This window comes from Rothia sp. ND6WE1A (assembly GCF_001683935.1).
Lineage (GTDB): Bacteria > Actinomycetota > Actinomycetes > Actinomycetales > Micrococcaceae > Rothia > Rothia amarae.
Genome location: NZ_LXTU01000066.1, coordinates 34,403 through 58,743, shown reverse-complemented (window position 1 = coordinate 58,743; position 24,341 = coordinate 34,403). Strand labels below are relative to the sequence as shown.

17 protein-coding genes and 1 pseudogene are annotated in these 24,341 nt (G+C 52.0%); 17 read left to right on the top strand and 1 reads right to left on the bottom strand.

The features are described from left to right. The 3 genes and pseudogenes from A7E48_RS09490 to A7E48_RS09480 all read left to right on the top strand — a co-directional run. A pseudogene (locus A7E48_RS09490) lies at positions 1 to 986 on the top strand (phospho-sugar mutase); the annotation flags it as partial. Between the two features lie 27 nt (positions 987 to 1,013). Next, positions 1,014 to 1,715, top strand: coding sequence for a deoxyribose-phosphate aldolase (gene deoC, locus A7E48_RS09485; protein ID WP_141669349.1), 702 nt, complete (start codon positions 1,014 to 1,016; stop codon positions 1,713 to 1,715). A gap of 129 nt (positions 1,716 to 1,844) precedes the next feature. After that, entirely contained in the window at positions 1,845 to 2,165 is a 321-nt protein-coding gene (locus A7E48_RS09480; RefSeq protein ID WP_068168938.1) for a hypothetical protein, read from the top strand. Positions 2,166 to 2,241: 76 nt separating this feature from the next. Here A7E48_RS09480 and mfd read toward each other — a convergent pair whose 3' ends face one another. Beyond that, positions 2,242 to 5,859: a transcription-repair coupling factor gene (gene mfd / locus A7E48_RS09475; protein WP_068172757.1), complete on the bottom strand. Its 3,618-nt coding sequence runs from the start codon at positions 5,857 to 5,859 to the stop codon at positions 2,242 to 2,244. Between the two features lie 493 nt (positions 5,860 to 6,352). Between mfd and A7E48_RS09470 the strand changes: the two genes are divergently transcribed. From A7E48_RS09470 to A7E48_RS09405, 14 genes are all read left to right on the top strand, one after another. Beyond that, positions 6,353 to 8,968 (top strand): fibrinogen-like YCDxxxxGGGW domain-containing protein, encoded by a 2,616-nt coding sequence (locus tag A7E48_RS09470; RefSeq protein WP_233126059.1) that lies wholly within the window; start codon positions 6,353 to 6,355, stop codon positions 8,966 to 8,968. Positions 8,969 to 9,310: 342 nt separating this feature from the next. Beyond that, positions 9,311 to 10,558, top strand: coding sequence for a fibrinogen-like YCDxxxxGGGW domain-containing protein (locus A7E48_RS09465; RefSeq protein ID WP_068172751.1), 1,248 nt, complete (start codon positions 9,311 to 9,313; stop codon positions 10,556 to 10,558). Positions 10,559 to 10,714: 156 nt separating this feature from the next. Further along, positions 10,715 to 10,903 (top strand): hypothetical protein, encoded by a 189-nt coding sequence (locus A7E48_RS09460; RefSeq protein WP_068172749.1) that lies wholly within the window; start codon positions 10,715 to 10,717, stop codon positions 10,901 to 10,903. A 174-nt stretch (positions 10,904 to 11,077) separates the two neighbouring features. Then, positions 11,078 to 12,202, top strand: a complete 1,125-nt coding sequence (locus A7E48_RS09455; protein ID WP_141669439.1) for a hypothetical protein — start codon at positions 11,078 to 11,080, stop codon at positions 12,200 to 12,202. A 293-nt stretch (positions 12,203 to 12,495) separates the two neighbouring features. Further along, positions 12,496 to 13,326: a hypothetical protein gene (locus A7E48_RS09450; RefSeq protein ID WP_068172741.1), complete on the top strand. Its 831-nt coding sequence runs from the start codon at positions 12,496 to 12,498 to the stop codon at positions 13,324 to 13,326. A gap of 6 nt (positions 13,327 to 13,332) precedes the next feature. Beyond that, the gene (locus tag A7E48_RS09445; RefSeq protein WP_068172739.1) at positions 13,333 to 16,302 is read left to right on the top strand and encodes a fibrinogen-like YCDxxxxGGGW domain-containing protein; all 2,970 of its coding nucleotides are present in this window, start codon (positions 13,333 to 13,335) and stop codon (positions 16,300 to 16,302) included. Positions 16,303 to 16,692: 390 nt separating this feature from the next. Continuing rightward, on the top strand, positions 16,693 to 17,463 hold the full coding sequence (locus tag A7E48_RS09440; protein ID WP_068172763.1) for a CDP-alcohol phosphatidyltransferase family protein: 771 nt from the start codon (positions 16,693 to 16,695) through the stop codon (positions 17,461 to 17,463). A gap of 2 nt (positions 17,464 to 17,465) precedes the next feature. Then, positions 17,466 to 18,389 carry a glycosyltransferase family 2 protein gene (locus A7E48_RS09435; protein WP_068172736.1) on the top strand — a complete coding sequence of 308 codons (924 nt, stop codon included), beginning with the start codon at positions 17,466 to 17,468 and terminating at the stop codon, positions 18,387 to 18,389. An 8-nt stretch (positions 18,390 to 18,397) separates the two neighbouring features. Further along, positions 18,398 to 19,696 (top strand): O-antigen ligase family protein, encoded by a 1,299-nt coding sequence (locus tag A7E48_RS09430; RefSeq protein ID WP_233126056.1) that lies wholly within the window; start codon positions 18,398 to 18,400, stop codon positions 19,694 to 19,696. Next, positions 19,696 to 21,210 (top strand): oligosaccharide flippase family protein, encoded by a 1,515-nt coding sequence (locus tag A7E48_RS09425; protein ID WP_068172733.1) that lies wholly within the window; start codon positions 19,696 to 19,698, stop codon positions 21,208 to 21,210. The genes A7E48_RS09430 and A7E48_RS09425 overlap by 1 nt, the downstream gene beginning before the upstream one ends. A gap of 2 nt (positions 21,211 to 21,212) precedes the next feature. Next, positions 21,213 to 22,451 carry a YveK family protein gene (locus tag A7E48_RS09420; protein WP_068172730.1) on the top strand — a complete coding sequence of 413 codons (1,239 nt, stop codon included), beginning with the start codon at positions 21,213 to 21,215 and terminating at the stop codon, positions 22,449 to 22,451. A 29-nt stretch (positions 22,452 to 22,480) separates the two neighbouring features. After that, on the top strand, positions 22,481 to 22,930 hold the full coding sequence (locus A7E48_RS09415) for a polysaccharide biosynthesis protein (RefSeq protein ID WP_068172725.1): 450 nt from the start codon (positions 22,481 to 22,483) through the stop codon (positions 22,928 to 22,930). 52 nt (positions 22,931 to 22,982) lie between these two features. Further along, entirely contained in the window at positions 22,983 to 23,612 is a 630-nt protein-coding gene (locus A7E48_RS09410) for a glycosyltransferase (RefSeq protein ID WP_068172722.1), read from the top strand. A 184-nt stretch (positions 23,613 to 23,796) separates the two neighbouring features. Then, positions 23,797 to 24,294: a DUF2505 domain-containing protein gene (locus A7E48_RS09405; RefSeq protein WP_068172720.1), complete on the top strand. Its 498-nt coding sequence runs from the start codon at positions 23,797 to 23,799 to the stop codon at positions 24,292 to 24,294. Positions 24,295 to 24,341: the final 47 nt, after the last annotated feature.

The window sequence follows — 24,341 nt, the reverse complement described above, 5'->3', positions numbered from 1 at the left end:
CCCCCATGCACGGCGTCGGCGGAAAAACCATGCTGGAAGTTCTGAACAACGCAGGTTTTGAGACGGTAGCACCCGTTGAAGAGCAGTTTGCGCCAGACCCCACGTTCCCCACGGTCTCCTTCCCCAACCCCGAAGAACCTGGCGCTCTCGATTTGGCATTTGCGCTCGCCCAAGAACGTGATGCAGATTTGATTATTGCCAATGACCCCGACGCCGACCGCGCAGCATTTGCTGTCTATGACCCGGCAGTGTACGCGTGGCGTCAGCTACGCGGCGATGAGATTGGCTCGCTCCTGGGCGTCGCTATGATTCAGCGCTTAGGCGATATTTCAGCGCTGAGCCCCGCTCCGGTTTTCGCAAACTCTATCGTTTCCTCCCGCCAGCTCGGTGCTATCGCTCGTGCTGCTGGCATTACGCACTTTGAAACTCTCACCGGATTCAAGTGGATTGCCCGCATTCAAAACCTTGCCTACGGTTACGAAGAGGCAATTGGCTACAGCGTGGCACCTGAAGCGGTGAAAGATAAAGACGGCATCTCAGCAGGTCTGATGGTTTCGCTCTTTGCCGAGCAACTCAAAAACGAAGGTTCATCCCTGATTGAGGTTCTGGATCAGATTTCTCGGGACTACGGTGTGTTTGCCACTGACCAGGTATCCATTCGTGTGGAGGACCTCTCGTTGATTGGCACTATGATGGGCTCGCTCCGCCTGAACGCCCCGGCAACCCTAGGCGGCTCTGCAGTCACCGAAACAGTTGATTTGACTGCAGGTAGTGAGAACTTGCCACCCACCGAAGGAATGCGCTTCCTCACCGAAGACAATTCGCGCGTCATTGTTCGCCCCTCCGGCACCGAGCCCAAACTCAAGTGCTACCTCGAAGTAATCCGCCCCGTTGCAGAAGGTGACGATCTGAAGCAGGCGCGCAAGCAAGCGCAAGAACAGCTGGGCAAAATCGCCGACGACGTACGCGCAGCTCTTGGTCTATAAGACACATAAAGAATGAAAGAAGAAATCATGGCTGAACTCTCCCGTGAAGAACTCGCGGCAATGATTGACCACACCATCTTGGCACCGAATGCCTCTGAAGCTGACGTACGCCGTCTGTGCAAAGAGGCAAAAAAATTTGGCTTTGCTTCGGTGTGTGCAAACCCCGTGTGGGCTCCCGTTTTGGCAGATGAGCTACAGGGCTCGGCTGTACTGGCATGTGTCGTAGTGGGCTTCCCCTTCGGAGCATCCGCCACCGAGGTCAAAACGTTTGAAGCAAAAACTGCAGTAGCCGCAGGTGCGCAAGAGGTCGATATGGTCATCAATATTGCCTCTGCAATTGCAGAAGATCGCGACGCCTTGGTTGCCGATATTTCAGCTGTCGCCCAGGCATGCCACGACGGCGCAGCAAAGCTGAAGGTCATTATCGAAACTTCTGAGTTGACCGACGCGCAGAAGGTTCTTGCATGTGAAGCGGCAGTTGAAGCAGGTGCCGACTTTGTGAAAACTTCCACCGGTTATTCTTCCTCCGGTGCTACCGCTGCCGATATTGCTCTGATGCGCAAGACTGTGGGGCCGGATATTGGTGTGAAAGCATCCGGCGGCGTCCGTACCCGCGAGCAAGCTCTGGAAATGATTGAAGCAGGAGCCAACCGTATTGGTGCTTCAAAGGGTATAACGATTATTGGTGCAGGCGAAGCGTCCGAGGGCTCCTACTACAAGGCCCGCTAAATTCTGGCAGAAGTAGAGGGGTGGGGAAATTTTATTAACACATCGTGCATAAGATTTCCCCACCGCCTATACTGGACAGTAAACACATACATTCCCCGTCTTTGAACGGGTACCTGATGGAGAGCATTGATGGCACATACCAATCAGCAAGATGCACAAGAACGTTCAAACGTGGAGTCTTTCGGCATGCAACGCGGCGCAGATAACCCTCGCGGTCCCCAGCACTCAGGCGAAGGTCGGCTCGGTGAAAACATCCTGCTGTTCGTCATTGCTATGGCTATTTTTGTCTTCGGCATTTTCACGCTAGGCTTCTACCCCGATGGCGGCTGGATGGTCTGGACTGGCTCCGTTGTTTTGATGATGGTCTCTTGGTTCGCTTCTTTCCACTTGCTTTCTTCCAAAACTAACAACCACACTGCGCAGAATAGCACTGATTTGAACCTGCTCTAATTCTTTAGATTCAGTCCATAAATAAAAGGTCCGCTTCTCTCCTAGGTGAGAGAAGCGGACCTTTTGCTGTACCCTTCTAGCTTTCGAAGATCGCCTTGAGGAAATCGCTGGTCCACTCAACCATGGCTTCGTCTTGGAGGTCTTTGCCGCCTACGCGCGCCGTCTTGGGCCGAGGAACTAGAATCTGCCACCGTTCGGTACCGGGAACCTGCTTGTGCAAAGAACCGGGGTACATTCTCGTAAGTCTCATCTGTTTGGAGTCTGGAAGATCGTTGACGGGATAGAAACGAACCTTAGGCCCCATCGCAACGATTTCTTTGATACCAGCAGCGCGAGCGCGCAGACGCAGGGAAGCGATACGGAAAAGATTTTCGGTAGCTTCCGGCACTTCACCGTATCGGTCCACCAACTCTTCGTGTGCCTCGGCGAGTTCCTTTTCGGTGAGTGCCTGGGCAATTTGCCGGTAGGCAGCCAAACGCAGACGTTCGGAGGAAACGTATTCGTGCGGTAAGTGGGCATTGACCGGTAGATCTACCTTGATTTCTGCCGGTGCGGCGTCGTCGTTCTCCCCGTGGAAATTAGCCACCGCTTCACCGACCAAGCGTAGGTAGAGGTCAAACCCCACGCCGGCAATATGACCGGATTGTTCGCCGCCGAGCAGGTTGCCTGCGCCGCGAATTTCAAGGTCTTTCATGGCAAGCTGCATGCCTGCGCCCAGTTCATTGTGGGTTGCCACAGCTTTGAGACGTTCGAGGGCGACTTCACCGAGCATTTTGTCTGAGGGATAGAGGAAGTAAGCATATGCGCGTTCGCGTCCACGCCCCACTCGACCGCGCAACTGGTGAAGCTGCGAGAGACCGTAGTTTTGTGCCTGATCCACAATCAAGGTGTTGGCGTTAGAAATATCCAAGCCAGTTTCAACGATGGTGGTACAGACCAAAACATCGAACTTTCGTTCCCAGAAATCAACGATAATCTGCTCTAGTCGGGATTCACTCATCTTGCCGTGTGCCACCGCAATTCGAGCTTCGGGAACCAGCTGCTGTAACTCCCCCGCTACTCGTTCAATCGATGAAACACGGTTATGCACGAAGAAAACCTGGCCCTCGCGCATGAGTTCACGACGAATCGCTGCAGAAATCTGCTTGTCGGTTCGAGCCCCCACATAGGTAAGAACCGGGTGGCGTTCCTCTGGGGGTGTAGCCAAGGTAGAGGTTTCGCGAATGCCGGTCAGCGACATTTCCAGGGTACGAGGAATCGGGGTAGCGGACATCGCGAGAACATCCACGTTAGTTCGCATTTGCTTGAGTTTTTCCTTGTGTTCAACGCCGAACCGCTGCTCTTCGTCAATAATAACCAGACCCAGGTCTTTGAACTGGGTGCTCTGCGAGAGAATACGGTGGGTGCCGATTACCACGTCTACCGAGCCGTTCTTAATACCTTCGAGTGTTTCTTCAGATTCTTTCTTTGTTTGGAAACGAGAGAGAACGCGCACGCGAACGGGGAACCCCGAAAAACGCTCATTGAAAGTTTCATAATGCTGCTGCGCCAGCAAAGTAGTGGGCACAAGCACCGCAACCTGCTTGCCATCTTGCACCGCTTTGAAAGCAGCGCGCACAGCAATTTCTGTTTTGCCATACCCAACATCGCCCGAGATGAGGCGGTCCATGGGCACTTCCCGTTCCATGTCCGCTTTAACATCATTGATGGCTGAAAGTTGGTCAGGTGTTTCGTTGTAAGGGAAGGCTTCTTCGAGCTCGTGCTGCCAGGGCGTATCCTGCCCGAAGGAGTGCCCGCGCGAGGCTTGCCTCGCCGAATATAGCTTGATGAGGTCAGCGGCAATCTCTTTGACTGCCTTGCGAGCGCGGGATTTGGTTTTCGCCCAGTCTGAGCCACCCATTTTTGAGAGAGTAGGGGCGTCGCCACCCACGTAATTTGAGACCTGGTCTAGCTGGTCGGTGGGCACAAACAGGCGATCTTTTGCCCCGCCTCGTTTTGACGCCGCATACTCCAAGACCAGGTACTCTTTCATCGGTTTAGGCTGACCGGGTTTAATGGTCGCACCGGCGATGGGGCGCTGGACTAGCTCAACGAACTGACCGATACCGTGTTGTTCATGCACTACAAAGTCACCGGTCTTGAGTGACATCGGATCCACCGCATTTTTACGACGACGCACAGGTAGCTTGGTGCTACGAGCATCGCGCGAGGTGTAGGCAGAGGATCTCCCCAAAATATCTGCTTCGGTGAAGAACGCAATTTTGGCGCTCTCCAGCACGAAACCTTTACCTGCTGAGGCTGTAGTCAACTCGATGATGCCCGGCTCAGGTTCGTTTTCCAAGGAGTCGACGCGGGCGGCGGGGATTTCGGCGTCCTGGAAAACTGTTAGCAACCGGGTTAAAGAACCAGGGCCGTCGGTTACAGCGATAATCTGCCAATTTTGGCGAACTTTGTTCTTCACCTCATCGAGCAATTCGCTAACGTTACCTGCGAATGCATGAGGTACTCGCGCATCTATGGTGAGCGAATCAACCCCGTCATCAATAGCATCGTCTACCCCCAGCGCGGTCATACCCCACCAGCCGAGGTTGCGGTCCAATGCCGTCTTCCGCACGTCCGCCACCGACCGGAACGCACCGGCGGCGAATCCTGCGGCGTTTTGTCCGAGATCAATAGGCGCGCTGGAATCGTCGGCAGCAGATTCCCATGCGGCTAGCAAAAACTCTTCGTTGGTTGCTACCAGATCAGCTGCACGAGTGCGTACTTTCTCGGGTTCTAGAACGATAGGAAGTGAACCTGCGGGCAGAATTTCCAGGAGCGTGACCATGTGTTCAACCAGAAGCGGAGTCAGCGATTCCATGCCTTCGGTATAAATACCGCCGGCAATTTTTTCGAGCATGGCGGCAGCCCCAGGAAAGTCTCCTTTGAGTCGTGCTGCCCGGGACATCACATCGGGAGTAATAAGAAGTTCACGGCAGGGTGGTGCTGTGATTGAGTCGGGTTGCTCGCCCTGGTTGAGCGTGCGTTGATCCGCGACGGAGAACCACCGGATGTTTTCAATTTCATCACCGAAAAATTCAATACGCACCGGGTGATCTGCCACAGGAGAAAAGACATCCAAAATACCACCGCGCACGGCAAATTCGCCGCGTTTTGACACCAAGTCTACCCGCGAATATGCGGCATTTGAGAGGTCTTTGACCACGGAATCAAAGTCCCGCTCCTGCCCTACTTTGAGCGTGACAGGTTCCATCAGTTCGAGACCGGAAACCATCGGCTGAATCACGGCTCGCACCGGCGAAATGATGATACTGGGAGCTTTGCCACTGGCAAGACGGCGCAGCACCGTCAGCCGCTGACCTACCGTATCGGTGCGCGGTGAAAGACGTTCGTGAGGCAGGGTTTCCCAGGCAGGGAAAAGCGCAATTTCCTCCGCAGGTAAGAAAGATTCGAGGGCAGCGGCAGTATCTTCGGCTTCCCGCTCGGTCGCCACCACCGCTAATACGGTGGAGTTAGTTTCCCCCGCCCGGCGAACCTTCTCAGCAATCTCAGCCAAGAGAACAGGGCGGATGCCGTCCACGGCACCAATCATGAGCTCGCTTGCTCGGGCAGCCAGCGGTTGCGCAGCTGCCTGAGAAACTCGGTCAAAACCTGGTTCGTGGGATAGAAGAGCGGTAAGACCCCGCAGACTCATAAATTGCTTCTTTCTAGCGAAGTATGCCTCAAAATGCTTGTTTATTATCCCATAGCCCGCGGAACAGATGCAGAAAAAACGGGAACTTCTCACCTCTAGCGAAAGTAGAGAAAGCAGCGGATTCAGGTTCCGACACAGACGTTTTGAAACTTCATTCTTTAGTTGTGCTATGTCCCTATTTCATCCGGCAAATTCACTCATTTGGGGCGAATCTAAATAGCATAACCGCCTATCAAACTATCTTTTCGCCCCAAAGTATCAGGACATCATGCTTTTGTCCCCCATGTTCTCCATACAGCCCACAAACGCCGTATTCCACTCAAACACGCGCTCGAAAACTGCAACAATAAGGACTTAGCGCGCAACTTCCTTCGGGGAAATCGGTTTCGCAACCGAGAAGGAAAGTTCAGCGCTCTTCGCACTTATTGATTTATATGGGGGAATAATGACACGCGCCTTTCCGCGAAAAGCGTTTTCTATCGCAGGCTCTTTTATGATGCTTGGTGCTATTAGTGCACCCATCTCACCTGCAGGCGCAGTAGATAATGCTGCTCAATCATCTACTACCCAGTTCACTGCAGACGGCAAATCAAGTGCCACCGCTGCGGCGTCCTGCTTTGAAATTAAGAAAAACGATCCTGATTCCAAGTCAGGCTCATACTGGCTCTACACCCCTCAGATGGCGGCACCTGCACAGTTCTACTGCGATCAGGAAACTGACGGCGGCGGCTGGGTCATGATTGGTCGCGGACGCCAGGGCTGGAGCACGCAGAACAACGGCATCGGCAACCCAGATTCACTGGCAAGCAACCCCGATGGCACTGATGCCTTCAAACCGGTACAGCTTCCTTCCAACACCGTTGACGCGCTTCTGAATGGCAAAGCTCCCAGCGAGCTGTCTGCCGATGGTCTGCGCATCAAGCGCGCTAACAGCATTGATGGTTCAAAGAACCAAGAAATTCGTTTGCACCGCGATAACATTCAAGACTGGTCCTGGGAATTTACCCAGCCTGCCCACTACAGCAACCTCGTCATCAATGGCGCTGACAACACTGCGTATAAGGCAACCGACCCTTTCGACGGTCGCATCGCGTTGGACTCCACTAACTCAAAATTCAACATCTTCTTTGCAGGTTCAGCCGCTAACCAGTGGAACAACGGTTTTCTCTACGGTCCCCGTGTAACCGGTTCACCAGCAGCGGATTCATATCTCTGGGCGCCGACCGAAGGCGGCGGTTATGCTGCTCCCTTCTCGCAAATGTTCGTTCGCCCCGAAATCACCCAGCAGGATCTCAACCTTAGCCAAATCGGCGATCAGGGCACCGAAGCAAGCACCCGTCGCGCTCTTCCTAATAGCTACTCGGAAAAGGTTAAGTGGCGTACTAGCGACGAAACCGCATCGGGAAACACCAGCGAATTGCACACCTATGTTCAGGCTATCGAACAGGTTGGAAACACCGTTTTCACCGCCGGTGACTTCAAGTACGTTGAAAACGCTGATACCGGTGAAAAAGTTCAACAGTCCTACATCGCAGGTTACGACGTCAACACTGGCGAGCTAGTTCGCACCTTCATGCCCACTTTCAACGGGCAGATTAAAGCTCTAGCTGCACTGCCCGGTGGGAAGCTGGTTGTGGGTGGCGAATTCACCCAGGTCAATGGTGAAGCTCATAACGGTATCGTCGTACTTGATCCTGCCACCGGTGCAATCGACCCTTCCTACAAGTGGAACCTGGAAAGCCGCAATGCTAACACCGACGTTAGCATTCGCTCTTTCGACGTACAGGGAAACTACCTTTACATCGGCGGCAAGTTCACCCATGTCAAGGGCAGCACCTCCGATACCTACGCCTACTCTAAGAATGCAGCACGTTTCACGCTCAACAACAAGAGCGTGGATTGGAACTGGCGTCCTAACTTCAACGGTTCGTTGACCGGCATTTCCGCTAACGAAGCTGGAACCGACGTCTACGCTTCAGGCTACTTCTCAACTGTGAACGGTGCGCCCGCATTCCGTCTAGCTGACCTCAACACCACTGATGGTAAGCTTGCGCGCGATTGGCAGTGGAAGTCTTCTCACGAGTCCACTAACCCCAGTGCCGGCTTCCAGCTCGATGTTAAAGCTGGTCAGGACACCGTTTGGGTAGGTGGCTCGGAGCATATTATTCACTCGTACAACCAAAATGATTTGCAGCGCGTGAGCTCTTCTATTACCCGCCAGGGTGGAGATTTCCAGGACATCTTGGTCAACAAGGGTACCGTCTACGGTTCATGCCACTGTGGAGACGCCATTTACCAGGGTGCAGATACCTGGGATTCACCGTTCGCTCAGGCAACCGATGTGCACCAGATTCGCCTCACCGCAGCTTTTGATGAGGAGACCGGTGAAGTTCTCTCTGACTTCAACCCGCAAATTTCTGGTAAGAGGGGTCACGGCATCTGGGAACAGTTTGTTGATTCCACCGGCACTCTTTGGGTAGGTGGAGATATCAACTCTTCATTGGGTCAGAAGGGCACGCAGAAAACTGTAGGATTTGCTCGATTTGCTCCTCGCGACATCGTAGCTCCTCCCACTCCCACCAATCTTCAGGTAAAGACCACCAACGGCAAGGATCGCTTGACTTGGTCTGGCGTTAACGACGCCGGTACTGTTTACCAGGTTTTGAAGAATGATCGCGTGATTGCTACCGTTCGTTCCACTCAGTTTGAGTTGGAACACGAAGACGGTGCACGCTACTTTGTCCGTGCAATGGATGCAGCTGGAAACTACTCCGCTTCAACCCCTGTCGCTACTGCAGCAAAGAGCGAACCGACTGCTCAGCCTACTCCGTCCACTACCGCAAGCCCCTCGGCACAGCCTTCTCAGAGCCCCACGGCGTCTCCCACCACTGCGCCTACGGCTACTGCGAAGCCCTCGCCGACTCCTACAACCGCACCTACAACCGCACCTACAACCGCTACACCCACCGTTGCCCCTACTCAGCAGCCTACGGCTCAGCCGGTAGTTACCTACCCTAAGCCTGTCGTCAAGCCTGAGATTATCGATGGTAACGAAACCGGGCAGAATCACACTGATCCCGCGTCACACACCAGCGTAGGTCAGAAGTAATTTAAGACCTGAGAGCATTGTGCGGAACGTGCCGATACCCTTTCGCTAGTTTTACTTCAGTGAGGTAAATGAGCCGCTCGTTGAAAAATCATTCATGATTTTTCAACGAGCGGCTCATAGCTTTTAAAGCAGAATCTGCCCGGGCATCTGTCATATAGAGCTGACAACTAAATCAATAGTGTTCTACAAAAAGCGCAGAAGCTGTTGATCAGCTCTAGTTGCCGTTCATGTCTTAAGCATTATTTACCGCTCAGTAACCTAAAATGACATTGTCTGTTGCTCCGTACAACCGTCGGCTCAAACATACACTTTCAATCTCTCGCATTTTCCCCATGAGGCTTTATGAAAATTTCACTACGTCAAAAAATGACGGCAGCTACCCTAATCGCCTTGAGCGGCATCTCATTAGTAGCTCTTCCAGCACAAGCTCAGCCGGCTACGTCTCCCAAAGCGGATGGTTTGAGCAGCGCCACCGCTGCGGCGTCCTGCTATGAAATCAAGCAAAATGATCCCGCCTCACAATCTGGATCTTACTGGCTTTATACGCCCCAGATGAGCGCTCCTGCCCAGTTTTACTGTGACCAGGAAACCAATGGTGGAGGCTGGGTTATGATCGGCCGCGGTCGTGAAGGGTGGACCGATACCTACGAGGGCAAGGGCAATGAAGCAGATATCGCGGCTAACCCCGATGGTACTGATGCCTTTTCACCCGTTCAGCTTAAATCCACTACCGTGGATGCCCTCCTGAATGGGCAAGCACCCAGCGCCCTAGACGACGGTGTGCGCTTTTACCGTGCCACCGATAAAGCGGGAACAAAATGGCAAAATTCTTACGCTCACCGTGACCAGATTCAGAATTGGTCGTGGGCGCTTTCTTCATGGGCTAACTGGTCCAATATCTCTTTCGATAACGGCCCTACTTCTCCCTGGAGCAAAACCTACCCTGGGACTATGGATCGTATTGCTCAGTACAGCTCTACGGTCAACACCATTCTTTTTGCTGGCAAAGCAGCTCAGAACTGGAATCTCGGTTTCGCCTTTGGTCCTAGTGTATACGGTGAGAATAACGCAACCTCTTACCTTTGGGGTGCTACTCCCACAGCTGGCAATGCTATTCCTTTCACGCAAGTCTTTCTGCGCCCTAAACTTACTCAGTCCGATCTTAAGTTTGCGGATATTGCAGATTCAGGTACTCCGGCAAATACCCAGCGAGCCCTGCCCAACAGTTATTCAGAAAAGATGCGCTGGCGTACTTCCAATGGAACTGGAACTGGCGTAGTGGGTGAGCACAACACCCTGGTACAAGCTTTCGGACAGGTCGGAAATACTGTGTTCGTTGGTGGCGACTTTAAGAATCTGGTGAGCGCTGACGGCGAAGTAGTGAATCAGCAATTCTTAGCTGGTTTTGATGTTAATACCGGTGAGTTGGTACGCGGTTTTACCCCCACCTTTAACGGGCAGATTAAAAACGTCATTGGTTTGCCCAACGGCAAGTTGGCAGTGGGCGGCGAATTCACTGAGGTCAACGGTAAACCAGCAGCCGGGTTAGTGCTGCTTGATCCGGCAACAGGTGTCACTGACACTTCGTAGAACATCGGATTAGAAAACCGAAATACTGGCGGAGTCGTAGCAGTAAATACTCTTGATGTTCAAGGCAACTACCTCTATGTAGGTGGAACCTTTACGCATGCCCGCGGCAATACGTCATCAGTTGCTGCATATTCTAAGAACGCAACCCGGTTCCGCTTGGATAACGGCGGGGTGGACTGGACGTGGCGCCCTTTGTTCAATGGAACGGTCAACGGTATCAATGCCTCCGCAGATGGCAAGCAAGTCTTTGCAGCCGGATATTTTTCTACGGTGGGCACGGAGTCAGCGTTTCGCCTCGCCTCGCTGAACACAGTGGATGCCAAGCTGACAGCGCAGTGGAACTGAAAGCCCAGCTTCGAGGAGGCACGCACTCCAGAGTGGAGCTATCAATTTGATGTTCAGGATGTCGGAGGATCAGTCTGGACCGGCGGAACAGAGCACCTGATTTCCCAATACACAAAAGATAATTTCACTCGTCTTTCTAGCTCCATCACCAAAGACGGCGGAGATTTCCAGGATTTGAGCTACCACAACGGAGTTGTTTTCGCAGGATGCCACTGCGGCGATGGTATGTACCAGGACGCAGACTCGTGGAAGAACGCCTGGAATCAAGCAACCAATGTGCAACAGATTCGTTTGATGGGTGCTTGGGATGCGGAAACAGGTAAATACCTCCCCCAGTTCAACCCGCAACTCAAAGGCTTTCATGGCAACGGCGTCTGGGAATCTTTCACTGATTCAAACGGTGTGTTGTGGGCAGGTGGCGATATCGCCACTTCACTCGGTGCTTATGGGGTGCAGAATACTGTAGGTTTTGCCCGATTTGCTCCTCGGGATTCAGCAGCTCCTATGGTTCCTACAAATCTTCAAGTTTCCGTTGATAACGCAACAGATAAATTGAGCTGGACAAAGAGTGCTGAAAGCGGTGTTGTCTACCAAATTATTCGAGATAACCGTGTGGTGGGCTCGACCTCTGAATCAACTTTCTCTCTGAATCATCAGGACGGAGCACGCTACTTTGTCCGTGCAATGGATAGTGCGGGGAACATCTCAGCTTCTACGCCAGTGGTTCTCTCTCCCGTCACACCGTCAACCCCAGCAACTCCTACTCCCGAGATAATTTCTCAAAAAGTCGTCTCTACCGGAGACCAGTGGCAGTACAAACTCGGTCTAGCTGCTTTAGATTCTTCGTGGAAGGACGTCGCGACGACTGAAACTGGGTGGAGTTCAGGTGTTTCGACGCTGGGCTGGGGTGGTTCTAACTTGGCTACCGTCATCGATCGCGGTGATAAATCACCTATAAGTGTCTATTTCCGTAAAGAAATTTCTGTGAATTCTTTGGACGAAGTCAAGAAGTTTCAGATTAGTACCGTAGCTGACGATGGAGTGGTGGTTTACCTTAACGGGAAGGAAGTGGGGCGTAAGAATATCTCCGCTCAGCAACCTACTTTTACCACATATGCAAACACAGCGCCGTCGCAATCAAGTGCAACTGCCGCTCCTCTTGTAATCGACGTTTCGCCTAATCAACTGATAGAAGGCCCCAACGTAATTGCGGTTGAAACACACGCGAATTGGCGCAACAGTCCCATTTCATTTGACACTCAAATAGCACTTGATAGAGAAGTGCGTAACCCACAATAGGGACAGCTTATTATCCCCAGGCAAGGGGCTGGTGCGGATACTCTTCGCCAGCCTCTCCACCCAAAATGCTGAATTTTGTAGTCCACATCTCCCACCACAACACATATATGGGTACAAATTGGTGAATGATTATCTGAGGCAACAAATCTAAAATTAGAACAGCTGATTATTTTCCCAGGAAATAATATCTGAGGGAAAAATCGCATCGCTCGCAAGCATAAAAATATTTTGATCTGAAAGACGCTCTCTTCTCATCAAGAGGGCTGAATCGCCACATCACTTTAGAGGCACATATGTACTTAACTCAATATCGCACGCAGAAAAAGCTGGTAGCCCCCGCTGTGCTGTCGGCATCCTTAGTGGCAACGCTTCTTTTAAGCGGTTGCTCCGACAATTCCACTGATTCGGCTCCTGCGGAATCTTCCTCCTCCGCGGCATCGTCGTCAGCATCCACCTCAAGTTCTACATCCTCACCCAGCGCCTCGGCGAGCGCCTCACAGAAGGCATCTCCTTCGGCAAATGCTGCCACCTCCAAAGCAGCGGAGAACAAAGAATCAGACTCTGCGGATGCTCCTTCAGAAAACTATGCGGGTGCTGAGGCTCTCTCTTCGGCAAAATCTACTGACCTCTCGAACGAGCAAGTCACTAAGACTCAAGACCTTTATTCTTCTTACGAAAAAGTACTCACTGCTGTAGGAACTGTAGAAGTTAAATCGGACAAGGAAAGCGACTCAGCGAGTAGCGCCAAGGAAGATAACACCAATACCCCGAACCTTGCTCTGGATGATAAAACAGTCTCCGACATTGAAAAGGTCTCCACCGGTAGCGCTAGCGATGAATTTTCTGCTAACGCCCTGGAATTTGGAACCAATGACTGGAAGCAGGAGGGGACCTCTAAAATCGTAGGTGAGCCCAAAGTTGCTGATTCAAAGTACAACGGTGCTCCCGCGAAGGTTCTTGAAGTTTGCATCGATTCATCCGATGTAAAGGTCAAAGACAGCGCTGGCAACACGCTGACCGACCCCAATACCCCCAAAAAATCACTCAACATCTTCACTCTTGTTGAAGATAACGGCAGCTGGAAAATTGCCTCCCACGATTTTCCCAATAACCCGGATTGCTAAAGAATTATGAAAAAAATATCACTCGCACGCTCGGTAGCAGCCTCTGCAGCAGCATTCGCCTTGGGCGCTTCGCTGTTGCCGCTGACCGTAGCGCAGGCAGCACCCACCGTCGATGGTTCTTCCAGCGATAAAGCGGCAGCATCCTGCTATGAAATCAAGAAAAATGACCCTTCTTCAAAATCGGGCTCTTATTGGCTGTACACCCCTGCCATGGAAGCTCCTGAGCAGTTTTACTGCGACCAGGAAACTGACGGCGGCGGCTGGGTTCTGATTGGACGTGGCCGTGAGGGATGGAGTGAAGAATACGCCGGAAAGGGTAAGGCTGCTGACCTAGCATCTAATCCCGATGGCACCGATGCTTTCACGCCCGTTCAGCTCCCTTCTGATACCGTCAACGGCTTACTCGATGGCAAGTCCCCCTCTGACCTCAAAGACGGTGTTCGCTTTAAGCGCGCTGCCAACACTGATGGTTCTGCATGGCAGGAAGTCCGTGCGCACCGCGATCGTACCAACCGCTGGTCATGGGCACTACAGGGCTACGCTTCCTGGTCCAATATTTCCTTTGATAACCCCGCAGGCTACGACGGCGACGCAAGCTACGCTTCAAGCATCGGCCGCGTAGGTAACTGGAACAATCGCATGAATGCGATGTCGTTTACTACAACTGCAGATTTCAACTGGAAGCTTGGATTCAGCTATGGTGCTTACCTCACCGGCACCAACTCAAGCACTTCCTACCTGTGGACCCCTACCGGCCGCTCAGCTATGCCTTTCACCCAGGTTTATGTGCGCCCCACTTTGACTCAGGCAGACGCCGGGTTCCAGGATATTCCTGATGCGGGTTGGGGTGCCGAGAAGCAAACCCAGCTTCCCAATAACTACTCCTCCACCATGAAGTGGCGTACCTCCACCGAGTCAGGTACTGGTGCAACTACCGAAATGAACACTCGCGTTCAGGCTATTTCTCAGGTGGGTAACACAGTCTTTACCGGTGGCGATTTCAAGAACGTTGTCAGCCGCTCTGGTGAAGTAGTCGATCAAGGTTACCTCGCTGGATTCGACCTAGATACCCAGGAATTAGTCCGCGGCTTCACACCAAAGTTCAACGGTCAGATCAAGGCTATTGAAGGTCTCTCCAACGGCAAGCTTGCTGTAGGTGGTGAATTCACCGAGGTCAATGGTGAGCCGGCTGCAGGTTTTGTTGTGCTTGATCCCGCCACCGGTCAAATTGATCATACTTTTGATTGGAAGGTCGAAAACCGTCTCAGTGGCGCAGCTTCAGTAGTTAAGACCATCCAGGAAAAGAACGGCTACCTCTACATCGGTGGTTCCTTCACCCATGTCAAGGGTGCAACTTCGACAAACTTTGCTTACGCACGTAATGCTTCCCGTTTTGATATGAAGTCAGGCTCTGTGGACTGGAACTGGCGTCCAAACTTCAACGGTACAGTAAACGGTATCTCCGCCGCGGATGACGGCTCAGGCGTATATGCAGCCGGCTACTTCACTACCAACGGCACCGATTCTCAGTACAAGTTGGCGTCTCTTGATCCCACCACCGGCAAGAAGTTGAAGGATTGGAATTGGAAGCTTTCCTACACCAATCCCGCTACCGAAGGTAAGCAGGGTTTCCAGTTTGATGTTCAGACCGCTGGGGACACCGTATTTGCCGGTGGCGCTGAGCACCTTCTCGCTCAGTACCGCACGTCAGATATGAGCCGACTCTCTTCATCCATCACTAAATCAGGTGGCGATTTCCAGGACATCTCCAAGAACGGCGACGTTATTTATGGAGCTTGCCACTGTGGCGACTGGGTCTATGAAGGCGGAGAAACCCACGACGGTCCGTGGAATGAGAACAAGAACATCGATATGATTCGCCTCATTGGCGCATTTGATGCGAAGACCGGTCAGGTTCTGCCTAAGTTCAACCCCATCATCTCCGGTGAAAAGGGTCATGGAATTTGGGAAAGCTTTACTGATTCCAAGGGTAACCTGTGGGTTGGCGGCGACATCACCAAGACCATGGGTGCTTCCGGCGTCCAAAATACCGTTGGTTTCGCTCGCTATACCCCTGCAGACGTTACTCCCGCTGCAGCTCCTTCTAACCTTGCGGTTACTACCGTGGACGGCATAGATAAGTTGACGTGGAAGAGCAATACCTCTGCGGGTACTACTTACCAGGTTCTTCGCAACAACCGCGTCATTGCAACTGTGCCCAAGGGTCAAACCACTTTCGAAATTAAGAATACTGGTGATTCACGGTACTTCGTGCGCTCGGTTGATGATTCCGGTAACTACTCGGAAACTACTCCGGTTGCAGTAGCGACTGCAGCCGCAACTCCGACTGCTGAACCTACTACTCCAGCGCCTACTACCCCGGTACCTACAACAGAGCCTACTGTTGAGCCCATTACCCCGGCACCTACCACTCCCGCGCCCACTACTCCGGCTCCGGTAGTAGAGGACAAGGTGGCAGTTGCCTACGGTGATAACTGGAACTATCAGGTAAGCCCCTGGTTCATCAGCAATACATGGAAGAATTACGACACCACAGTACGTTCCTGGGGTAATGCCGCAACTCCAATGGGTTGGAATGTTCCAAGTCTGAAGACTCAGCTGAATAACACTCCATGGCGCCAGCCTTCCTCCATTTACCTTCGTAAAGAAATCACCATCAATAACCCGGCTGATTACCAGAACCTGGTTCTAAATTACCGTTCAGACGATGGCACTGTTCTCTACGTGAATGGTCAAGAAGTCAAGCGCGACAACATGGCGACTGGAACGATTACTCCTTTCTCACTTGCACGTAGCTCCAAAACCAACGATCAGGGAATCAATTCTCCTCTTGAAGTTAGCATTCCAGCTTCTTCATTGAAGCAGGGTAAGAACGTTATTGCTGTTTCAGTTCATGGTTACCGCCAGTCCAATGCTGGAGTGAGCTTTGATATGCAGGCAACTTTGAAGAAGTAAGGCTATAGCTTCATCAATATTTTATTGGTGAAATGCCAGGCGAAAACAGCGGGTCCAAAAGTTCTGACAAACTTTTGGACCCGCAGTTCTATAGTGATTTCTCTTTTCATCTGAGCACCCAATATAGGGTTGGAAGGTCAGAATAATTCTTCAGGATTCGCCACTTATTTGATGATGATTACGTACCTAAGTGATGTAGACCGCTCAAAACAGCACTTCACTAGGCACATAATGCCCCACAAACTCGATTAAATGGAGTTGCTACCGGCTTTCTAACGTGCACATCGGTAGTATTTTGCATACCAATGGGTAATTTACGCCCATACATACTCGCTAACGATAAATACGACCGTATATAAAGGTTATTTCCTTTATCAACGGATCAACATGATGGGTCAAATACACTTGAGTTCGCATCTTAGATCTTCATCTCAGCCAACAGGATTTCGAGATACTCTTGCAGCTTTGGGAGCTGCACAGAAACCAGGGCATGGCGTTCCCGCCTATACCCGCTGGGTAAACCGTCGTTTTGCCCGCTACTTTGCAGCGGCAGCGGTCAAATTTGGAGTTACCCCCAACGGCGTCACCGCCATCAGCTCTGCCCTCTCACTCGTGGGCATCTTAGCGTTGATTTTTCTCGAACCTTCATTCTGGACAGCCCTGTTAGTCGCAGTTTTCTTTGCGTTGGGTTATGCCATGGACTCTGCCGACGGCCAGGTAGCCCGAGTCACCGGAGCATCATCTCCTGCAGGCGAATGGCTCGATCACGTGGTGGATTCCATCCGTACCCCTGCCCAGCATTTGGCAATCCTCGTCGGTTTCATCCGCTTCCAGGATCACTGGCCTGTACACGGCTGGGCTCTGTGGTGGCTTCCTATGGCTTTTGCTGTACTCACCGTTGGCCACTTCATGAGCCAGATTCTCGCGGAGCAGTTGCGCACCAAGCGCAAAACAGCTGCCCCTCCAGCCGGTGGAACCATGCGCTCCTTCATCAACCTACATATGGATGCCGGCACTTTCTGCTGGATCTTCATTTTCTGGGGATGGGGTTGGGGCTTCATCGTGGTCTACGGACTTCTATTCCTGGCTAACTTCGCAACTACAGCGCTCTCAATGCGCCGTAAATTTATTTCACTCTCGCAGCCCGCCCAGGAGGCATAAACATGACTACATCTCAGGTTTCAGCAGTTATTGCAACTATTGGTTCGCGCCCTGAGCTCTTGCGCACCGCCGTCCGCTCCATCTTTGAGCAGGACTACGCAGGCCCCATCGAGGTCATTGTTGTTTTTGACCATGTGGAAATCGATTCGCTCTCCGATTTAGAGATTCCTTCGAACCGCACTTTGAAGACCGTTCTGAACAACGGTCCGCAAGGTCTTGCAGGTGGTCGCAATACTGGTATCTCCACCGCAACCGGTGAATTCATCGGTTTCTGCGACGACGACGATTACTGGTACCCCACCAAAATTCGCAAGCAAATCGAGCTATGGGAAAAGACCCCTGAAGCTTCAGCCATTTCTTCCGGTATTACCGTGCGCTCAGGTGGGCAAGATATTGAACGCCTTGCACCCGCTACCGCAACTTTTGATGACTTCTTGATTTCCCGCATTACCGAGATTCACCCTTCAGCAATGCTTTACCGTCGTGAAGATCTGCTGACTTCTGGCAAAATTGGCCCCGTAGATGAAGATCTTCCGGCGGCTTACGGTGAAGACTACGACTTGTTGTTGCGCGCCACCCGGTTCGGTCCGGTAGCTTCCGTTCCCGAGGCACTCATTTTGGTACTGTGGGATCGCCCCTCCTTCTTTGCCGGTAAATGGCAGTCAATGATTGACGGTCTAACCTACATGTTGCGCAAGTTTCCTGAATTCGAACGTCACCCCAAGGGCGTTGCTCGCATCGCGGGTCAGATTGCGTTTGCGTATGCGGCTTTGGGCAATCGCGAAATGGCTAAGGCGTACGCTAAATCTACCCTCCGTCGCAACCCTGCGCAGTTGCGCGGATGGGCAGCCTATGTTGTTTCCACCGGCGTTATCAAGCCACAGACCCTTCTCGATCTGGTCAACAAAACCGGTCGCGGTCTTTAAGGCGTCTAATGCTTTCCACCCTCTTTATGCCTCAACAGGGCGAACGCTTTGCAAGAAGCTCTGTTGATTCAGCGTATTCAAAGATTCCAGCGTTACCTGCCTGGCCTCTTTATACTCTTCTGTATGGTTTTCCTCTGATCTGGGCTCTTGGCTTGGGTCAGTTTGCCCCTACTATTCTCGCCATCATCATGGTCTTCTATATGGTGGTGCGCAGAAACATCTTGGTCTACAAGACACAGTGGATTTGGTTTGCCCTTATTTTTTGGTGCGTGGTGTCTACAGTATCCCTTCACGGGGGTAGCGATATTTTGGCGTGGGGACTTCGTTGGGTAAATATTCTCAACGTAGGTATCTACGGCGTGTATTTCTTCAATGCACGTACATCTATCACCAATCAAGGGCTGATGGGCGGTCTTGTCACGGTCTGGTACACCGTGGTGATTTTGGGCTATTTGGCTTTGCTCTTCCCAGAGTTCCGCCTCACTACCCCTATGAGCTTTTTGCTTCCTGGCGGGTTGAAACAGAACGAATTGGTTCGTGACTACGTCATGCCACCGCTGGCTGAAATCCAGTTACCTTGGGGCGCTCCTGAGCCATATATTCGCCCGTCGGCACCGTTTCCTTACGCTAATAGCTGGGGGCTGGCGTTCACTTTCTTGACGCCGGTCGTGATTGCCACCTTGATGGCAGCCGATAAGCTTCGCACCAAAATTATTTTGGGTATCTCCATTATTTTGGGCTTGGTGCCTGCCATCGCTACCAGTAACCGTGGAATGTTCATTGGCTTGGGCATCGCCGTGGTGTATGTAGTGCTTCGCTATGTACTCAGCGGTAACTTGAAAGTCGCTTTCTACTCGGTGGTCGCTGCAGCGCTTGCTGTCGCAGGTCTGTTTGCTTCAGGTGCTATTGCCAAGATTCTTGGCCGCCAGGAATATTCAGATTCTACCGGCGGTCGTGCTTCGCTGTATCAGGCAACGTGGGACGCCGTCATGCAGTCGCCTGTGGTCGGCTACGGCACGTCTCGAATGAATGTATCCATTGGTATTTCTATGGGCACCCAGGGTTACCTGTGGGCTCTGATGTTCTGCTTTGGGTTAGTGGGGCTTGCATTGTTTGTCATCTTCATGCTTTCCTCCATCATCTCCACCTGGGATGTGCAGTCTGCAGCTGGGCTATGGATTCATTCGGTACCTGTCACTGCGATCTGCGTCTTTATCTTCTACAGCTTTGACATTATGCAGATGGCAGCCATGATGCTGTGTCTGACCATGATTATGAGATCTCAAGTTAATGGGGAGGGGATTTAATGCCCTCACTTGCTAAGAGCGGTGCATTTTCATCCCTCTTCGTAGTCTATGGAGCAATCGCGGCGTTCGTCGCTACCTTAGTAGTGACGCACGGGCTAGGCGAAGCTGGCGCGGGTCTATTTTTCCAGGTGATGGCGCTTTTCACGATTGGCACGTCGCTTTCGGTTTTTGGCTCGGACACGGGTTTGGTTCGTACGGTTTCTGCCCAGCGGGCGGTGGGTCGTTACTCGGCAATACCGCGTTTGATTCGTTTTGCGACTATTCCTTCGCTGTGCATTGCTATCGGGCTCACTGTAGTGGCACTCATTTATACTTTGCCGGCACTGACTCCGTCACTAGATCATGACTACCGGGTGGCAGTAAATGTCTCCGCACCGTTCTTGATTGCCGCTGCCGCCATGACAATTTGTTTTGGCGTGCTTCGCGGTCTCAACCGAGTGGTTACTTTTACCGCTCTCCAGAATGTTCTGCTACCCACTCTGCGCATTCTGGCAGTGTTGCTGGTAGTAAGCATGGCTGGCTCAATGTTGTCTTTGGCACTGGCATGGGCAATTCCTGTGGTGGTTGTTGGATTGATCGCCCTGGTCTTGGTTCGCAAATACATGCCGCGCGCTGAAGACGATGTCGCAGAAGGTAGCGTTCCTGCAGAGACCGCCAAAACCTTTTGGGGGTTTAGCGCCGCACGCGGTGTTTCTGCAGTGGTTGAATCCATCCTCGAATGGATCGACGTACTTTTTGTGGCAGCATATGGCGGCGTTGTCGCTTCGGGTATCTACGGCGCCGTCAACCGTATGGTGCGCATGGGCGTGATGGTAGAACACACCGGTCGAATTGTGACCGGTCCCTCTATCAGCGCGGCTATCGCCACCAACGAATTGGATAAAGCCCGTCGTATCTTTTTAGGAAACACCAGAGCCCTCATCGCAATTGGATGGCCCTTCTACATCACGTTGGCGTTCTTCGGACCTGTTCTCATGACCGTTTTTGGTCAGGGATTCGACCGGGGCGCAGGAATTCTCTGGGTGATCTGCCCTGCCATGATGATTATGATGGCAGCCGGCGGTGTCCAGTCAGTTCTACTGATGAGCGGTAAGTCGCGGTGGCAACTCTATAACAAGCTGTCCTCGCTGGCTGTTTCGTTCATCCTAAATTTCCTCTTGGTACCTACCTATGGGATTTGGGGAGCAGTAACGGCATGGGCCACAGCTATTCTGGTGGATACCGCTTTGGCTTCCTATGAAGTTCTGAAATTAGTAGGTATTAGCGCAAAACCCACCGAAATGTTCCCCATCATGCTTGCAGGCGTGGGGGTACCTCTTTTGGGCGCGCTAGGAGTGACTTGGTTCATGGGGATGGGCTGGGTTCAACTCTTTGTCTACGCGGCCATCGTGATTCCGATCTACGGCATCCTGCTCTACGTCTTTAGACACGCGATGGGCGTCGAGATGATTTTCAAATCTCGAAAAAAGAAAAAAAGAATTGGTAAACACTTTGCATCGAAAGAGAGCAACTAAACATGGCTAAAGTAGCAGCACGCAGAGCGAGTGGGGATTCGCAGCGTTCAAATCAGGCGGTAGGGGCAGTTTCGCTCTCCGACCAGCTCAAGAAGATGCTTCGTCATCCTTTGATTATTCTGACCGCCGTCATTATTGGCGCTATCTTAGGCGCCCTGGCTTCGGTTGCAGCAACTCCCAAATATCAAGCAACCGCTACCGTTTTGGCGACCCCCGTCTCGCCAGACCCCAATGCATTGGCAAGCAACCAGCTCACTCTGAAGATTGATACAGAAGCAGGCGTTGCCGCTTCTCGTGAAGTAGCTGAAGAAGCTGCTAAGGAAATCGACGTCAACGACCAAGGGCTCGTCTCACGTTTGGTACACAACGTTGAGGTAGCACCTCACTCCGGTACCGAAGTCATGGATATTACTGCAACTGCAGATAATCCCGAAGACGCAGCGCTTTACGCTAACTCCATCGCGAAGTCCTACTTGAAGGTACGCACCGAAGCAGCACAGGAGCGCGTAGACGCCGCTGCTAAGGAAGCTAAGAAAGAACTGGATAATCTTCCTAAGGATTCTTCAGAGCAGGTCAAGGCAACTCTGACTGAAAAGCTTGCTCAGATTCAGCTGACGAACACTGAAGCTGGCCGTGTTATCAGCGAAGCTAAGGCTCCTCAGGCATCCCAGAACCTGGGCATGCTCAAGACTGCTTTGGTGGGTGCTTGCCTCGGTCTTCTCATTGGAGCTGTTTTGGCATGGATTGCAGACTCTCGTGGTCGTAAGTTAACTCATGCTGACCGCGCAGAAGAAGCCGTTCAGGGTCCTGTATCTCAAATTCGTCGAGGTTCTGAGGTGGAGGATACTCGCCGTGCGATGATGGCGTTGGGCGCTCCCGTTGGACATGTTTCTTCAGAAGATCACCGCGGAGTCATCGTCTACTCGCCGACCCCTCAGCTGGCAGAGCAGTATGCTTCGGTCGTGGGTGAATCTATTTCTCAGGAAAACGTTCATTTCACCGACTCCATCTCAACGGCGCTTTCCAATGAGCCGACATTCCAGGCAGTAGCTGATCAGCCAACCGTCGTTGTCGCTTCTCATGAAGCAGGGTTCTCTGAGGTTCTCTCAGCGGCTGAAAATCTAGGGGCAGCTCTTATCGTGGTGGATTCTTCCACCGATTCCGCACAACTTCGTGAATTTGCCCAGCTCGCAGCACGCACTTCACACGCCGATATCGAATACGTCTATCTGGCATCCTAAGCAACACATCTTTGGGGGATAACAACACAATGAAAGCACTCTATGTAGCGAGCGCGGGCGGTCACCTTGCCCAGCTCATCGCTATTGATAAGTTCTGGAAACAACACGATCGCACCTGGGCAACTTTTGAGCTACCTGAGGTAAAAGCGGCGTTGGACGGCGAGAAGATTGATTGGGTTTATTTCCCCACTACTCGCAACATTCCAAATGCCGTGCGCAATGTGGGAGTCGCTTGGCGTACTCTGCGCAGGGAGAAGCCCGACGTCGTCATCACGTCTGGTGCTGCTGTCGCAGTTTCTTTCTTCGCAGTGGCAAAGATTCTAGGCATTCGCACTGTCTTTATCGAAGCTTACGATCGCATCACGATGCCGACAATGAGCGGACGCTTATGCTACCCCATGAGCGACCTTTTTGTTGTTCAATGGGAAGAGCAACAGAAGGCATTCCCCGAGTCGGTTAATATCGGCGCGATTATGTAGCTCCCTCACTCTTTGCTTACTCACTCCATCTCTTAGAAAGTAGATTAATCGCATGGCAACACGCAGCGATCCCCAGAAACCTGTGGAAGAGGACGTGCCTCATTACGATCTTGTGGTTTCCATTGGAACTGACTATCACAAATTTGATCGATTGGTAGGTTGGGTTGAGTCTTACCTGACTCAGCATCCTGAGGTAACTTGCCTCTTTCAGCATGGTTTTACGGAAGGCCCCCGTAATTCCACCGACAACGTAGACCGCATGCCTCGTAAAGATCTGCTTAAGATCTACGAGAATGCTACCGCCGTACTGGTGCAGGGCGGTCCCGGTTCAATTTTGGACGCGCGCGAAGTCGGAGTTATTCCAATTTCTGTTCCTCGCCAGGCTGAGCTTGAGGAAGTGGTAGATAACCACCAGGTTGAGTTCTCCAAGGTGATGCAGTCTTATGGTGAGACAGTTATTGCTCAGGATGCCAAGGACCTGCACCAGAAGCTAGATGACGCCTTGGCGAACCCAGAGAAATATCGTGGTTCCCGTCGTCGTCCTGGTGCTGACGAAGCATCGGCTCGGCTTTCCGAGGTTTTTGAAACTTTTGCCCCCTCCCCCGGCCACGACGTACGCAAGTTTGCTCGTCGTTGGAAGCAAGTAGTTTTGGGAATCGTAGGAGAGAAGTTTTCTCGTTAGTCTGAGATAGTTTTGGCGGCATAACCTATTCCGCCAGGTTCTAGAGAGCTTGATGATTTCTACCGGGCGCTCAATGCGATAGCTTATAGCTCATATCGTGTTGGGCGCCTTGTGCGTATTCCGTATAAGATATTAGAAGATAGAGCACCGATGGGTGCTTTCATTTCATAGAGAGGTACGTGTTATGGCTGTTAATGAAACAACCACTGTAAACGCAACTGTTGATCAGGTTGCACAGGCTTTTGCGTCTGAGGATTTCGCACGTTTTGTGTGCGATAAGTTGAAGATTGGTTTTGAAGGTTTCTCCGTTGACGGCGATCCTTCGGGTGCTTTCACAGCGACCTCAACCCGTGCGGTGAGTGCAGATCGTGTGCCTGATATGGCAAAGAAGTTTGTCTCTAAAGGTCTGAAGATGACTCAGGTAGATTCTGTGTCTGCGCCCGCTGCAGATGGTGCGCGCACCGTAGAGTCAGAAATCAATGTTACGGGCATGCCTGTGACCGCTAAGGCTTCACAGCAGTTGGTTCCTCAGGGCGAGCAGACCGTTATTAATGTTTCCGGTGAAGTTTCCTGTGGTATTCCGTTGGTGGGCAAGAAGATTGCTGCTGCCGCTGAGCCTTACGTGGGTAAAGTAATGACTAAACTCGGTGGTTACATCGAAGAGTGGCTTCAGCAGAAGTAATTTCCGGTTTTAAACCTATAAATCTTAAAGCTCAAGGGCGGTTCCTG

Excerpts from the sequence above, each read along its gene's own strand:
- deoC (WP_141669349.1), top strand. The coding sequence starts at position 1,014 with ATGGCTGAACTCTCCCGTGAAGAACTCGCGGCAATGATTGACCACACC.
- A7E48_RS09480 (WP_068168938.1), top strand. The coding sequence starts at position 1,845 with ATGGCACATACCAATCAGCAAGATGCACAAGAACGTTCAAACGTGGAG.
- mfd (WP_068172757.1), bottom strand. The coding sequence starts at position 5,859 with ATGAGTCTGCGGGGTCTTACCGCTCTTCTATCCCACGAACCAGGTTTT.
- A7E48_RS09470 (WP_233126059.1), top strand. The coding sequence starts at position 6,353 with ATGATGCTTGGTGCTATTAGTGCACCCATCTCACCTGCAGGCGCAGTA.
- A7E48_RS09465 (WP_068172751.1), top strand. The coding sequence starts at position 9,311 with ATGAAAATTTCACTACGTCAAAAAATGACGGCAGCTACCCTAATCGCC.
- A7E48_RS09450 (WP_068172741.1), top strand. The coding sequence starts at position 12,496 with ATGTACTTAACTCAATATCGCACGCAGAAAAAGCTGGTAGCCCCCGCT.
- A7E48_RS09445 (WP_068172739.1), top strand. The coding sequence starts at position 13,333 with ATGAAAAAAATATCACTCGCACGCTCGGTAGCAGCCTCTGCAGCAGCA.
- A7E48_RS09440 (WP_068172763.1), top strand. The coding sequence starts at position 16,693 with ATGGGTCAAATACACTTGAGTTCGCATCTTAGATCTTCATCTCAGCCA.
- A7E48_RS09435 (WP_068172736.1), top strand. The coding sequence starts at position 17,466 with ATGACTACATCTCAGGTTTCAGCAGTTATTGCAACTATTGGTTCGCGC.
- A7E48_RS09430 (WP_233126056.1), top strand. The coding sequence starts at position 18,398 with ATGCTTTCCACCCTCTTTATGCCTCAACAGGGCGAACGCTTTGCAAGA.
- A7E48_RS09425 (WP_068172733.1), top strand. The coding sequence starts at position 19,696 with ATGCCCTCACTTGCTAAGAGCGGTGCATTTTCATCCCTCTTCGTAGTC.
- A7E48_RS09420 (WP_068172730.1), top strand. The coding sequence starts at position 21,213 with ATGGCTAAAGTAGCAGCACGCAGAGCGAGTGGGGATTCGCAGCGTTCA.
- A7E48_RS09415 (WP_068172725.1), top strand. The coding sequence starts at position 22,481 with ATGAAAGCACTCTATGTAGCGAGCGCGGGCGGTCACCTTGCCCAGCTC.
- A7E48_RS09410 (WP_068172722.1), top strand. The coding sequence starts at position 22,983 with ATGGCAACACGCAGCGATCCCCAGAAACCTGTGGAAGAGGACGTGCCT.
- A7E48_RS09405 (WP_068172720.1), top strand. The coding sequence starts at position 23,797 with ATGGCTGTTAATGAAACAACCACTGTAAACGCAACTGTTGATCAGGTT.